We start from the raw sequence: 13,359 nt of genomic DNA on the forward strand, positions 1-13,359 counted from the left end.
ACATTTTAGTTAAAAAGATAGAGGATTAGTCCGCCAAAACCAAGTACAATCGCACCAACGTATACATAGGAAAGTTTGCTTAGGTTTTGCTTTGTGCGACGGTCATATTCGGGGTTGCTGGTCTGATTGGCTTTGGAATTTCCGATGATCATGGTAGCAATACCTCCAAATAAGGCGATACCCACAATTAAAACATAAGGCAACCAGGTCATGAATGGACCTCCTTCGCAAATAATATGATATGTCTTTATTGTACTTCAAGTTAACCTTTGATGTAAGATTCATTTGAGAAAATAAGGGAAATGAAGTATCTGTCTTACAGTATGTATGTAGTCTTGGATCGGAAGGATCACTACAATTTTATTATTTTTTAATATTAAAAAACCTTGATACAACAGGCACTCGCAGCTTTCTTCACTGAAGGTTGCGAATTTTTTTTGTCCACAGAGTGATCCAGAATAGAGAACCCTGCGTTACACCCTATGAAGACGACGACGAGGAAAGAAATTATACACAAAACATAATCGAGGAGTGAACACGTAATGAAAATGAAAATGAAGAAGTTTATCGCACCTGTACTTAGCTTGACACTGTTGATGCCGGGGATCGCTGGAGCAGCTTCTGCACCACAGACACCAATGACAATGATGAAAGCATCCGTGAACACACCTGCGGCTGACCTGAGAGCGAACCTGGACCACCTGCTGTCCGAGCACTTTGCACTCGCAGTAACAGCAATGGCCAAAGCATATGACGGAGCAAAAGATGCAGATGCAGCCTATAAAGCACTCGACCAGAATGCACTGGATATGCAACCAGCCATCGCTTCCCTATACGGTGAGGCAGGTGCCAAAGAATTCGAACGCATCTTCCGTGCTCATAACAAATACACAGATGATCTGGTGAAAGCAACCAAAATGGGCAACCAGGCTGGAATCAAACAAGCACAAGCAAACATCAACGGTTTCGTGGATGAGTTCTCCACATTCCTGAGCACAGCTACCGAAGGCAAGCTGCCAAAAGCAGCAGCCAAACAGGCGCTGAAAGTACATGAAGATCTCGTGCAAAAAGTATTCGATGAGTATGTAGCTGGAGATTACGCTGATGCATACAAGGCTTACCGTGAAGGTTTCAAAGAAATGTTCGACGTAAGTAAGGCACTCTCCACAGCCATTACTACACAAATGCCTGAGAAATTCGAAAATACCAAAGCGGATACAAAAGCAGCCGATCTGAGATCTGCACTCAACCACTTGGCTTCCGAACACTTTGCGCTTTCGGCTCTGCAAATGCAAGAGGAATTTGATGGACGTACAGCAGCTTCCAACGCACTGATTACAGCTGAAGCTGGAAACACAGCTGACTTCAAAGCAGCGATTGCTTCCGTTTACGGTAACGATGGTGCCAATGCTTTCGAGAAAATTTGGGTAACGAACCACGTTAATGCACAAAGCGACTATGTAAAAGCTGTTAAAAACAACGATGCTGCGGCTCGTGCGGCAGTAGAGAAACGTATTGATGGATTTACAACAGAGTTCGCTACATTTCTGGATTCAGCAACAGCTGGCAATCTGCCAAAAGCAGCAGGACAACAAGCGCTGACAACGCATGAAAATCAAGTACAAAACGTATTGAATCAATATGCAGCAGGTAACTATGATGCTTCTTACACAACAAATCGTGAAGGCTTCAAAGTGATGTTTGGTGTAGGTCAAGCCCTTGGTAATGCCATCGTGACTCAATTCAATGACAAATTCCAAGAGCCAGCAACACCTGCACCAGCGCCAGAAATGACAACGGTGTGGATGCAACTGAACAGCAAAATGCTGAAAATTAACGACAAAACAACCAACATGGACACCACACCAGTGCTTTGGAAAAACACAACATACATTCCACTGCGTTTCTTGAGTGAAGGTATTGGTGCAACGGTGAAATGGGACAAAAAGGCACAACAAGTAACGGTAATGGCTGGCGATGATACGCTTGAATTCTGGGTGAACAACAACGTTATGGAAGTGAACGGCGTGAAGAAAAACGTGGGTGCAACGGTATTTGTAAACAAAGATGGACGTACGCAAGTACCTCTGCGCTTCATTGCTGAACTTCTGAACTGGGACGTGAAATGGGCACAAAAAGATGGTTCCATTACGCTGACGAAATCGATGTAATAGTAGAGTGAAACAAGATTAAAACAAAAAGAGCTGCCCCATACGGCAGCTTTTTTGTATTCACCCAAAAGTTCCAAATATTTGGTATAATCATCGAGTAATGACCTACATAACAGCTTGAATAGCCGATGGAGTCCAGAATGAGGTATGATAATTTGGTATAAGCAAAATGAAGAGGGGGACAGAGGAATGAGTACATCATCAAAATCGGAGCGTCCAGCGAGAAATGTGGATACCCGGTTATTTGTTGCTTGGGCCGTTTCCGTTATTGCAACAGGCGGGAGTCTCTATTTCAGTGAGATCAAGGGATATCTTCCATGTGATCTATGCTGGTACCAGCGTATATTCATGTATCCACTAACCATCTTGTTGGGCATTGCCTACTTTAAGGATGACGTGGGCATCACCAAATACGTACTCCCACTTAGTTTCGTCGGTGGCGGCATTTCGTTATATCATGTAACAATCCAGCGTATTTTTTCGGCTACAGGTAATGCCGTGGCGTGCGGTAAGGTTCCATGTTATACCGACTATTTGAACTGGTTTGGTTTCATCACGATTCCATTACTGGCACTGATCGCCTTTATTATCATCATCGTGATGCTGTGGGGTATCGGCAAAACACCAAAATCTTCTTAATAAGAAAGGATAGATGGTGATGAGCGGACAAGCTCGTTGGTTCATGCCCTTCATTATTCTGCTCCTCCTGACGGTGGGATGCTCTTATGAAGAACAGTCACAATCAGGCGAGATGCCAGAGATGATTAAAGTGAAACTTGACGTTCCAGAGAAGGCTTCTCTTCATAAACCAACAAGGTTGCAGGTGAAGCTTACACAGGGAGATGCACCGTTAAGTCAGGCTGATCATGTGCAATTCCAGATCTGGAATGAGCTTGATGATCCGCCTTCTGTATCTCCGGAACAAGGTATGATGACAGCGGACGAACTGGAGAATCAGGGGGCTATTACTGCCACTGAGTCAGAGGAAGGGCTGTATGAAATCCAGCATACCTTTGAAGAACCAGGTACGTATGTGGTACAGGTCCATGTTACGCACGGAGCTATGCATAGCATGCCGAGAGCGAGAATTGTAGCGGAATGAAGCAATGGGCGGGTACCAAGGGTTTGGTTCAGGGTTAGCAATGGGTTTATAATGTTAAAGGTATGAAGAATGTTGTAGGAAAAGAGGGTGTTATGGCAACTATTCATGATGTTGCACTCAGGGCAGGAGTTTCTGTAACTACCGTCTCGCGTGTATTAAACAACCGGGGATATATCAGTCAGAAGACTCGGGACAAAGTGTATCAAACCATGGACGAACTTAATTATCGACCCAATGAAATTGCCCGTTCTCTTCTGCGTAAGCAATCCAATGTTATAGGCTTGATTATTCCTGATGTATCCCATCCGTTTTTTGGAGAACTGGCTAGCTATGTTGAGTATCATGCTTACCAGAATGGATTTAAAATTATGTTATGCAATTCCCACATGGACCCTTCCAAAGAGCGTGAATATGTGGAAATGCTTAAGGGTAATCGCGTGGATGGCATTATTATGGGAAGTCATACACTGGAAGTTGATGAGTATATGAATCTGCATTCCCCAATCGTGACCTTTGATCGTAAGATCGGTGAAGACATCCCGTTTATCTCATCTGATAACTATCAGGGAGGGGTTATGGCTGCTGAATTGCTGCTCTCGAAGAACAGACGGAATCTGGCACATATCTGCGGTAATTTGGAATTGCAAATGCTGTCCAATCGCCGGACGACAGGTTTCGTTGATACATTGCAGGCTCATGGAGTCAAACCGGTCATGATTCATGAAACCGATCTGAATGTGTTTGATCAGCATCAGTATACGGAATTGGTGGATAAGCTGCTTGCACAACACCCCGAGGTGGATGGGCTCTTTGTAACGAGTGATCTGATGGCGGTGCATGCGCTGAAGCAGATCGTGTTAGGTGGGCGCAAGGTACCCGACGATATCGCTATTATAGGTTATGATGACAGTCGTGCGGCAGCGTATACGGTGCCTGGCATAACAACGATCAGGCAGCCGGTGGAGGCTATGGCTAAGCTGGCGATTGATCTGATTCGGCGCCAGCTCGCGGAAGAGAAGATCGGAATGGAGCATATTTTGCCGGTTACCATCGTGGAGAGAGAGACGACCTGATACAGGTCGTTTTTTCATATTCGTCCTTTTGCAATGTAAAAATCAAGGCGCGATATTTTTTTAAAATGGTATGTCAAACGATTGACATGTCAAACCTTTGACATTATAATTCGATTTGTAAGCGTTTCCTTTTAAACTATTGATCGGGGGACATAACAAGATGAAAAGAGAACAGAGATGGATGAAATTATTGGTATTGTCATTGATTATGATGCTTGTATTGTCGGCATGTGGAAGTAAAGCAGCGACGGAGTCCAACTCCTCCTCGGAGGGGAGCAGCAGTGAGAGTGTCAAAATCACGATGCTCAATTCCAAGTCGGAAATTAACAATCAGCTGGAGCAAGCGGCTAAAGACTTCCATGCCGAAAATCCAAATATCACACTCGAAATTGTACCTGTAGGCAGTGGACAGTCTCCGTTTGAAAAAGCGTCTGCTTTGTATGCCTCCGGCAGCCCTACAACGATGATGATGCTGGACACAGGGGATGTCGAGAAATTCAAGGATCGTGTTCTGGATCTCACATCCGAGTCTTGGATGAAGGATGCTGTGGAGAACAGCACAGCGGCTACAACGTTTGATGGCAAAAATTATGCCTTCCCGTTCTCTATTGAAGGATATGGATTCATCTATAACCAGAATGTATTGGATCAGGCAGTAGGTGGGACATTCGATCCCAAGTCTGTACAGACCACTGCACAGCTTGAGGAGCTGTTCCAAAAGATTGCTGCTACTGGAAAATCACCTTTGATTGTATCTCCGATGGATTGGTCGCTTGGTGCGCATTATCTGGGGCTTGCATATGGTGGGCAGTCGGCGGACCGTGCGAAGGTGGATCAATTCATTACTGATCTGAAGGCTGGTCAAGTGGACCTTGCTTCCAACGCCGTGTTTAATGGCTTGTTAGATACATTTGATCTGATGAAAACCTACAATATTGACAAGGCTTCTCCATTGTCCGGAACTTATGAGCGTGGACCTGAGGTGCTTGGCAAGGGTGATGTTGGCATCTGGTTCCAGGGCAACTGGGCATGGCCACAAATTTCAAGCTTTGATACAGCAGATGGAAATTATGGCTTCCTCCCGGTACCTGTGAGCAATAATCCGGATGATTTCGGTAATACGCAAATCTCTGCTGCTGTATCCAAACGAATATTGCTGGATAAGGAAAAGAGCACACCAGCGCAGCAGGAAGCAGCGAAGAAATTTTTGGATTGGATTGTTTATAACGAAAAAGGTCAGGATTTCCTGGTGAATCAAGCCAGTATTATTCCGGCATTCAGCAACATTACACTGGAGCCAACCGATCCGCTTGGCAAATCCATTAGTGAATACATCAAGGCAGGCAAAATCGAGGAATCAATGAGTACACTTCCTGCGGATCACTGGTCCAAACTGGGTGCATCCATGCAGAAATATTTGGCTGATGTCATTGACCGTGCCGGGCTTGCCAGCGAAATTCAGGCATACTGGAGCAACGTGAAATAAAGGAATTAATCATAGCCCTGTGCAGCACATAGAGAGAGACTTGCGGTAGCCGGAGATGATGAATGTACAGCTTCCACATGAGGTCCGTTCAACTTGTTTCCGGTATAACCGCCAGGCTAATCATTTGGATAGAGTGGAGGATGACAATGCTGACCGAAAAAGGATTATGGACACGTCTGCGCACTCGCCTGATCTTTACTGGCCCGACATTATTTGCGTTTGCTACGGTGATGATTATTCCATTTTTGTATGGTATTTATTTGACGTTTACGAACTGGGATGGTATTGCAGTCGATCAAAACTTTGTTGGCTGGGATAATTACATCGGTGTGTTCAAGGACACGGTGTTCTGGAAATCATTCGGGATGACGCTGGAGTACGTATTTATTACCGTTGTGCTGACCAATGCGGTTGCTTTCCTGCTCGCTTACGCTGTAACTCGGGGAATGAAGGCACAGGGCTGGTTTCGGGCCGGATTTTTCCTGCCGAATCTGGTGGGCGGAATCGTGCTTGGTTTCATCTGGCAGTTTATTTTTAATCAGGTACTCGTTTTTGCAGGACAAAAAATGAACCTTACTCTGTTTTCCACCTCCTGGCTGGCTGACCCGGATAAAGCGTTCTGGGCACTCATTGTGGTGACCGTTTGGCAGTATGCCGGCTATATGATGGTTATCTACATTGCAGGACTAATGAATGTGCCGAAGGATGTTATGGAAGCAGCCAGCATTGATGGGGCAAGTAATCGCAAAATGTTGGCGCGCATTGTATTGCCACTGATGGTTCCTTCGTTTATTGTATGCATCTTTTTGTCACTGCAACGGGGATTCATGGTGTATGATCTGAACGTCTCCCTGACCAGTGGCGGGCCCTTCAAGAGCACAGAGATGGTATCCATGCATGTTTATGAGCAGGCATTTCTTGCTCGTGACTACGGATTGGGTCAGGCAGAAGCCTTTGTTCTGTTTATCCTTGTAGCCGCCATTACATTGCTCCAGGTCTATTTCAGCAAAAAACTGGAGGTCGAGGCATGATGGCTGGACAATCACGCATTCTCAACTGGATGAAGTTTATTGCATTAATCGTTGTGATGATTTTGTTTGTATTTCCTTTTGTACTTCTGATCGTCAATTCGTTCAAGGCTAACCAGGCAATTACCTCCGATCCGCTGGGCTTGCCAAGCTCCTTTCAATTTGATAATTACGTCAATGCGTTTGACAAAATGGGATATGTATCCGCCTTCAGCAATTCGTTGCTCATTACAGTTGCAGGTGTATTACTGATTGCTCTTTTTGCGGCGATGACAGCACATTACTTTGTTCGTCACAAAAGCAAAATGAATCAGTATCTCTTTTTCCTGATGGTAGCTGCGATGATTATTCCGTTTCAGGCCATTATGATTCCGCTGGTTAAAATATACGGCTCGCTCAGCCTGCTGGATAACAAGTGGTCGCTGATCTACATGTATATTGGCTTTGGCAGTCCGCTTGCCGTATTTATCTACCATGGTTTTATCAAAAGTATTCCCCTGGAGCTTGAAGAAGCGGCTCTAATGGATGGCTGCGGCAGAGTGCAGACCTTTTTTCGCATCGTACTGCCGGTGTTACTGCCAACAACCGTAACGATTAGCGTACTGAATGTATTGTGGATATGGAATGATTTTTTGCTGCCTTCCTTGGTGCTGACTTCATCCGAGCAGCGAACGCTGCCGCTGTCCACGTTTTATTTTTATGGGACATACACAGTTGATTACGGCCCATTGATGGCTGGTCTGGTGTTGACCCTGCTGCCTGTACTGATCGTTTATCTGTTTGCGCAGAAGTACATTATTCAGGGGGTTATGCAAGGGGCTATCAAATAAGTTCAGTTGGGTGATATAGAGAGAGACAGGAGTGAAGGACATATGAACCAGGAACGATACGAGCAGAAGGAAATAGACACAAGGCAAGAGACAGACCTTGGACTGACGAGTTCTTCGGCTCAAACGAAGGAGAGTTATACACTCGCCCGGGCCAATGCATATATCAAGGAGCATCGACATCAAGTTGATCCAACCTATCGAATGGCCTATCATTTGATGCCGGAGGTAGGCTGGATGAATGACCCCAACGGCTTCATATACTTTGGTGGGATGTATCATATGTTTTATCAGCATTATCCCTATGAACCGGTATGGGGGCCGATGCACTGGGGCCATGCGGTGAGCCGTGATTTGGTTACGTGGTCTTACCTGCCTGTTGCACTGGCGCCCGATCAGAGCTACGACAGTGGAGGTTGTTTCTCCGGAAGTGCAATCGTGCAGGATGGCAAATTGGTGCTGATGTACACGGGGCATGTTGTGACTGGACCCGACAAGGATAACGATTACTTGCAGACACAGAATATCGCTGTCTCGGACAATGGAATTGATTTTGTCAAAAGCGCGATGAATCCGGTTATACGGCTGGATCAAATCCCAGCGTATACCAGTCCCAAGGACTTCCGTGATCCAAAAGTGTTTGAACGAAACGGTGTGTACTATTGCGTCCTTGGCTCAAATGATGCTGCGGGCAAAGGTGTCATTCTGTTATACCGTTCAACGGACTTGCTGGATTGGAGTTATGTTAACATCATGGCCCAGAGTGACGGGACGCTTGGTGACAATTGGGAATGTCCAGATCTGTTCACACTGGATGGCCGAGATGTGCTGATCATGTCTCCACAGCGCATGCCTGCTCAGGGAGATAACTATCGCAACTTGCATTCGACCGTTTATATGATGGGAACGTTGGATGAAGACCAAGGTGTGCTGAAGTACGAGCAGTACGTTCCGCTGGATTGTGGCTTCGACTTTTACGCGCCCCAGACGATGGAGGATGCACAGGGACGACGAATCATGGTGGCCTGGATGGATACGTGGGAAACGGAAATCCCGACACAACAGTCTCATGCCTGGGCTGGAGCGATGACGTTGCCGAGACAACTCATTCGCAGGGGAGAACAATTGATATTCCAGCCGCTTCCCGAACTTATACAGTACAGGTCGGAAGGCACCGAGCAGTATGGTATACATTTAAGTGGTGACGGACATGATCTTGATCTTGGAATCAGTGGAGACTGTTACGAACTGTATGCTGTATTCGAAGCGGAACAGGCACGACACTTCGGATTGAAGCTGCGTACGGGTGAGGATGAAGAAACCGTGATTTCCTATGATGTAGAGCAGCGTCGTTTATGCTTAAATCGCGAGCATGCCGGACAAGGGCCGGGCGGAGAACGAGCTGTGACAGTGGAACTGCTTGCCGGGAAACTGGAACTTCATATTTTTATGGATGTCAGCTCCGTTGAGGTGTTCATTCAGCAGGGAGAGCAGGTCATGACAGGGCGAATATATCCTGGGCCGAACTCGACAGGTATCAAGGCTTTCTCGTCTGGAACGTGTACGTTGACCGAGCTTCACAAATGGGATTTACGAATTCCCCGATAAAATTCTATCTAAAATTCAGCCTTGACCTTGAAGTATACTTCAAGGTTTATTCTTTTTTTATCAAGAAATATTGGAGGCTGAATAATGAGAATTTTAGAATGGATTTTGGTATTGGTAACCGTAGCTGCTACGGTATTTATGCTGGTGTTTCCGAAGCGCCGGGCAATGATAATGGAGACACTCACAGCTCTGATTCTGGCAGTGCTTCTGCATGGCTTGATCAATTCATTTCGCGTGCAGATGATACCAACCTATCTTGTTAGTCTAGTATTATTCATTACGTTAATCATTCAACTCATGAAATCATACCGTAGTGGCCGTTATGTTCAGAGCGCGCGAAGACCCAACCGTCTTTCAAAAATCAAGATGACACTGGTATCGATTCTGGTTCTGGCCTTCAGTGCAGGTTCAATCATACTTACCTGGCTGTTACCTGCCTTTACGATGCCTGAACCAACCGGCACCTATGCCATTGGCACGTTCTCTGAGCACCTGGTGGATGGATCTCGTGAAGAGACCCAAACACCCGACGCGGGGGACAAGCGTGAACTTATGATTAATGTATGGTACCCGGTGGATCAGGAGGCCGCCCAAGGGCTGCCGCTGGCGCATTACCCTAGTGAACTGGGAGAAGCGATCAGTCTGGTGTTTGGCATTCCGTCTCAGGTGTTCAGTTATCTGGATACCATTCCAACACATGTGGTGCAAGGAGCTGAGATGTCCACCGTCCAAAGCAAGTATCCGGTTCTGCTATTCTCGCCGGGTGTCCGCTCAGCCCGTTTTCAAAGCATGACGATGATTGAGGAACTGGTTAGCCATGGTTACATTGTCGTGGGGATAGATCACCCGTATACGTCAGCACAAGTGACATTTCCCGAGGGACGTGAAGTTTCCTATCAGGCTGACCCTGAATTTGCAACGTCAGCGGAATTATATCAATATAATGTAGAAGGTATAGGCATACGTGCAGATGATGCAAGCTTTGTTCTCGATATGCTTACCCAGTGGAATTCACATGATCCGAATCAACTGCTCCAAGGCAAACTTGATCTGGATCACGTCGGCATCATGGGACATTCGTATGGTGGGGCAACAACAGCGGAAGCACTGGCGCAGGATGAAAGATTCCAGGCAGGACTTAGCCTGGAGGGAGGATTCTGGGGAAAAGTATCCACGACAGCCCTGAAACAGCCGTTTATGTATATCATGTCGGGTGGAACCGCCAAAAGTCTGGAACCGGATGCCACCGAAACGGAAAAAGTAGCCTATCCAGAGTTTAAGCCTGATCTGGATCGAGTGATGACAAGTAGTCTGAATGATACCTATTATCTGACGGTGGATAATTTCTTCCATCAAAGCTTTACGGATATATCGTTGATTTCACCGAAACTATTCGCAAGAGGCATGACGCCAGAACATAATGTGGATATAACCAGATCCTATGCGCTGGCATTCTTTGACCGTTATCTGAAAGGGGAAGAGCAGTCATTGCTGCAAGGAGCTTCAGCACAATTTCCCGAGGTCACCTATGATGCCACGTATACCAAGATACGCAACAAACAAACGCAATAAGTCCGCAGAAAGGTGGAGGAGTAGACATGGAAACCATGACAAGAGGAATGTTGGCCAAGCGTACCGGCGTGAGTATGGCAACCCTCCGTTATTACGAAGATAGTGGAATTCTGCCTGCTCCCCGTCGTTCCTCCAACGGATATCGGGTGTATACCGAGGATTATTTGGTCAAAGTTAAGTTCATTAAGGATGCCCAGTTGCTGGGTTACTCCTTAAAGGAGATACAAGAGACCCTGCAACTACTCAGCCAGGAAGACATGGAAAAGGATACGTTAAAAACCCTTGTACGCGAACGCATCGCTGGCATTCAGAAACATATTGACCATCTGGAACAGATGCAGATTCATCTGGCACGACTGTTACATACACCGGAGGACGATATCGACAGTTATATTCAATCGTTCAGGGTGCAAAAGAAAGAGCCGTAATCGCGGCTCTTTTCCTGTTTAGGAGAAAACAGGCGTGGACTACTGAGCAGGGAATCGGATATTTAAAACGAATACATAGTGTAGTTTGCCAATACATAATGGTGGTTAACGTGATTTCAATAATTCAATAATGAAACTCACACCACAAAAGGAGTAACATTTTCTATGAGGGATTTACAAGGTTTTGTATCCGATTACATTAAGGGCAAGAAACATCTGCATCTTGAGATTGGCGTTATTACAAAGGGAGATATCGAATATCATTCATTGGGCAATCCCAAAAAGAAGAGCGTGGCTTCTCCTGAACACAGGTTGTTCGAAATCGGCTCTGTAACCAAACTTTTTACATCGATCCTTCTGTTAGAATTGGAGCGTCAACAGCAGCTTTCCACGGATGACACGGTTGGCAAGTACATACACAATGGCAAAAACGATTATTTGAATAAGGTTACCTTAAAAAGTCTTGCGACGCATACCTCTGGCTTACCCGGAGTTGCCACAAACCTGTCCTCGAAGAAAAACCGATACAATCCGTATTCAAATTATACGGAGGATGATTTACTTGCTTTTTTATCCGATGCTGACTTTACGGATCAGATGGGTTCATTTGAGTATTCCAATACCGGCGTGGGTTTACTTGGCTATATCCTATGTAAAGTATCAGGAAGTACATATGACGATCTGCTGAAAAAATATATCACAGGTCCATTAAACATGACAGAGACAGCTGTTATGCTGAATGCAGAACAGAATGGCAGATTTGTGGATGGACATACGTCAACGGGGAAAAAGATGCCTCATTGGGATACTGGTGTACATGAAGGGGCAGGGGCGATCAAGTCATCTCTTCACGATATGTGTTTATTTGTACAGGCCAATCTGAATGAAGATCATCCGCCAGCCTCTGCAATACAACAAAGTCACATGCCTGTGATGATTGGAGATTCAACCCATCATTACGCCTGGTTTAGTGATAACATCTCAGATCAGAATATTCTCTGGCATAACGGTGGCACATTTGGTTTTAGCAGTTATTTGGCTATTCATAAGGAACAGAGTATGGGTGTTGTATTATTGTCCAATTATTGTTTTGGATCAGTCTCCATTGTGGATGAGTATCTGGATGCTATATTCAAGTTTATAACTAAAAAAGACCTTTATCCACTCATGCCGCTGGACCCCGTGGGCAATAAAATATTAGAATCTATGATGCAAAGGTAAATGCACGAACAGAGAGCACCTGAGGATGTACTTCGGGCGCTCTCTGTTCGAGGTTTCTTGTAGTTCTATCTTAATGATCTTGGTCATGACATACCTGCTTCACGCAGAAAATGGTGTACAATCTCCGTCTGATACTTGATACGGGTCGAGCGTTTCAGACTCCAGCAGGTCTCCACCGTGACGGAACGGGCTTGTAATAGTCTTGAAGCCGCTGTACGGGCAGATCCAGGCAATTCATGCTGCTTGAGGTTAAAATGACGATCACGAATGGCAATCGACCGATTCATCCGTTCGATAACTCTTCTGCAAGCTGGAATCGTCCGACTGCCGGGATTGGTGATCAACGTCTGTCCAAGTACTCGTGAACTCAGTTGAGACAGGCCGTTGGCTTCATGCAGATCGAGCCACCAGTCGGCCCGATGTTCACGCGCCAGCTGAAAAACTGCCGCAGCGAGCGGATGTTTGGCCTTGCCTGACATACGGCGTGGAAACGTACGATTCAGATCTGGCTTGCCTCTGATTTTCTTTGCGTAGGCTTGCTGGTTCACGCGTGGCACGATAATTAACAGCCCTCGCTGAATGGCGTGACGATCTGTCGCAATATCATCTGCGAGTTTTTGCGCAGCGGCCATACTCGCCGTTTCATTCCCGTGAACCCCGGATGTAATGAACATCACCGGGCCCGGCATCATGCCACGTACGATGAAGTAGGGAGTAGCGTGTACGCTGGATGCTAGAAGGACATGTTTGGTCACAAGCATGACGCTTCACCTCCGTTATTACAGTACGCCATGTCCCTCTTTCATGTAACGGCGTAAGAACAGGTCTTCATCCTATTTACTC

The 13,359-nt window shown here is 45.9% G+C and carries 13 protein-coding genes; 11 read left to right on the top strand and 2 right to left on the bottom strand.

Annotated elements, in window-relative coordinates; genetic code table 11:
* Positions 1 to 5 precede the first annotated feature (5 nt).
* Positions 6 to 212 (bottom strand): hypothetical protein, encoded by a 207-nt coding sequence (locus NSQ38_RS09480; RefSeq protein WP_017692174.1) that lies wholly within the window; start codon positions 210 to 212, stop codon positions 6 to 8.
* Positions 213 to 542: 330 nt separating this feature from the next.
* Here NSQ38_RS09480 and NSQ38_RS09485 point away from each other — a divergent pair, with 330 nt between their 5' ends.
* The 11 genes from NSQ38_RS09485 to NSQ38_RS09535 all read left to right on the top strand — a co-directional run bounded on the left by NSQ38_RS09485 (position 543) and on the right by NSQ38_RS09535 (position 12,516).
* Positions 543 to 2,171 (top strand): copper amine oxidase N-terminal domain-containing protein, encoded by a 1,629-nt coding sequence (locus NSQ38_RS09485; RefSeq protein ID WP_339788784.1) that lies wholly within the window; start codon positions 543 to 545, stop codon positions 2,169 to 2,171.
* Positions 2,172 to 2,360: 189 nt separating this feature from the next.
* Positions 2,361 to 2,810 carry a disulfide oxidoreductase gene (locus tag NSQ38_RS09490; protein ID WP_124118173.1) on the top strand — a complete coding sequence of 150 codons (450 nt, stop codon included), beginning with the start codon at positions 2,361 to 2,363 and terminating at the stop codon, positions 2,808 to 2,810.
* 19 nt (positions 2,811 to 2,829) lie between these two features.
* The gene (locus NSQ38_RS09495; protein ID WP_338588589.1) at positions 2,830 to 3,273 is read left to right on the top strand and encodes a FixH family protein; all 444 of its coding nucleotides are present in this window, start codon (positions 2,830 to 2,832) and stop codon (positions 3,271 to 3,273) included.
* A gap of 92 nt (positions 3,274 to 3,365) precedes the next feature.
* The gene (locus NSQ38_RS09500; protein WP_339788787.1) at positions 3,366 to 4,346 is read left to right on the top strand and encodes a LacI family DNA-binding transcriptional regulator; all 981 of its coding nucleotides are present in this window, start codon (positions 3,366 to 3,368) and stop codon (positions 4,344 to 4,346) included.
* A gap of 160 nt (positions 4,347 to 4,506) precedes the next feature.
* Positions 4,507 to 5,832 carry an ABC transporter substrate-binding protein gene (locus NSQ38_RS09505; protein ID WP_339788790.1) on the top strand — a complete coding sequence of 442 codons (1,326 nt, stop codon included), beginning with the start codon at positions 4,507 to 4,509 and terminating at the stop codon, positions 5,830 to 5,832.
* A gap of 146 nt (positions 5,833 to 5,978) precedes the next feature.
* Entirely contained in the window at positions 5,979 to 6,863 is an 885-nt protein-coding gene (locus NSQ38_RS09510; protein WP_338588587.1) for a sugar ABC transporter permease, read from the top strand.
* Positions 6,863 to 7,690, top strand: coding sequence for a carbohydrate ABC transporter permease (locus NSQ38_RS09515; protein ID WP_289392899.1), 828 nt, complete (start codon positions 6,863 to 6,865; stop codon positions 7,688 to 7,690). The genes NSQ38_RS09510 and NSQ38_RS09515 overlap by 1 nt, the downstream gene beginning before the upstream one ends.
* Before the next feature lie 42 nt (positions 7,691 to 7,732).
* Positions 7,733 to 9,295 (top strand): glycoside hydrolase family 32 protein, encoded by a 1,563-nt coding sequence (locus tag NSQ38_RS09520; protein WP_339788792.1) that lies wholly within the window; start codon positions 7,733 to 7,735, stop codon positions 9,293 to 9,295.
* 84 nt (positions 9,296 to 9,379) lie between these two features.
* The gene (locus NSQ38_RS09525; RefSeq protein ID WP_339788795.1) at positions 9,380 to 10,867 is read left to right on the top strand and encodes a prolyl oligopeptidase family serine peptidase; all 1,488 of its coding nucleotides are present in this window, start codon (positions 9,380 to 9,382) and stop codon (positions 10,865 to 10,867) included.
* A 26-nt stretch (positions 10,868 to 10,893) separates the two neighbouring features.
* Complete coding sequence (locus NSQ38_RS09530) at positions 10,894 to 11,295, top strand: MerR family transcriptional regulator (protein ID WP_339788798.1); 402 nt, start codon at positions 10,894 to 10,896, stop codon at positions 11,293 to 11,295.
* A 165-nt stretch (positions 11,296 to 11,460) separates the two neighbouring features.
* A complete protein-coding gene (locus NSQ38_RS09535; protein ID WP_339788801.1) occupies positions 11,461 to 12,516 on the top strand; it encodes a serine hydrolase domain-containing protein in 1,056 nt (351 codons plus the stop codon).
* A gap of 83 nt (positions 12,517 to 12,599) precedes the next feature.
* Here NSQ38_RS09535 and NSQ38_RS09540 read toward each other — a convergent pair whose 3' ends face one another.
* Positions 12,600 to 13,277, bottom strand: a complete 678-nt coding sequence (locus NSQ38_RS09540; protein ID WP_339788803.1) for a succinylglutamate desuccinylase/aspartoacylase family protein — start codon at positions 13,275 to 13,277, stop codon at positions 12,600 to 12,602.
* Between the last annotated feature and the right edge of the window lie 82 nt (positions 13,278 to 13,359).

Origin of the sequence: Paenibacillus sp. FSL R7-0313, from assembly GCF_037969885.1 — a bacterium.
Taxonomy (GTDB): domain Bacteria; phylum Bacillota; class Bacilli; order Paenibacillales; family Paenibacillaceae; genus Paenibacillus.

Excerpts from the sequence above, each read along its gene's own strand:
- NSQ38_RS09530 (WP_339788798.1), top strand. The coding sequence starts at position 10,894 with ATGGAAACCATGACAAGAGGAATGTTGGCCAAGCGTACCGGCGTGAGT.
- NSQ38_RS09495 (WP_338588589.1), top strand. The coding sequence starts at position 2,830 with ATGAGCGGACAAGCTCGTTGGTTCATGCCCTTCATTATTCTGCTCCTC.
- NSQ38_RS09525 (WP_339788795.1), top strand. The coding sequence starts at position 9,380 with ATGAGAATTTTAGAATGGATTTTGGTATTGGTAACCGTAGCTGCTACG.
- NSQ38_RS09510 (WP_338588587.1), top strand. The coding sequence starts at position 5,979 with ATGCTGACCGAAAAAGGATTATGGACACGTCTGCGCACTCGCCTGATC.
- NSQ38_RS09485 (WP_339788784.1), top strand. The coding sequence starts at position 543 with ATGAAAATGAAAATGAAGAAGTTTATCGCACCTGTACTTAGCTTGACA.
- NSQ38_RS09520 (WP_339788792.1), top strand. The coding sequence starts at position 7,733 with ATGAACCAGGAACGATACGAGCAGAAGGAAATAGACACAAGGCAAGAG.
- NSQ38_RS09540 (WP_339788803.1), bottom strand. The coding sequence starts at position 13,277 with ATGCTTGTGACCAAACATGTCCTTCTAGCATCCAGCGTACACGCTACT.
- NSQ38_RS09490 (WP_124118173.1), top strand. The coding sequence starts at position 2,361 with ATGAGTACATCATCAAAATCGGAGCGTCCAGCGAGAAATGTGGATACC.
- NSQ38_RS09515 (WP_289392899.1), top strand. The coding sequence starts at position 6,863 with ATGGCTGGACAATCACGCATTCTCAACTGGATGAAGTTTATTGCATTA.
- NSQ38_RS09480 (WP_017692174.1), bottom strand. The coding sequence starts at position 212 with ATGACCTGGTTGCCTTATGTTTTAATTGTGGGTATCGCCTTATTTGGA.
- NSQ38_RS09500 (WP_339788787.1), top strand. The coding sequence starts at position 3,366 with ATGGCAACTATTCATGATGTTGCACTCAGGGCAGGAGTTTCTGTAACT.
- NSQ38_RS09505 (WP_339788790.1), top strand. The coding sequence starts at position 4,507 with ATGAAAAGAGAACAGAGATGGATGAAATTATTGGTATTGTCATTGATT.
- NSQ38_RS09535 (WP_339788801.1), top strand. The coding sequence starts at position 11,461 with ATGAGGGATTTACAAGGTTTTGTATCCGATTACATTAAGGGCAAGAAA.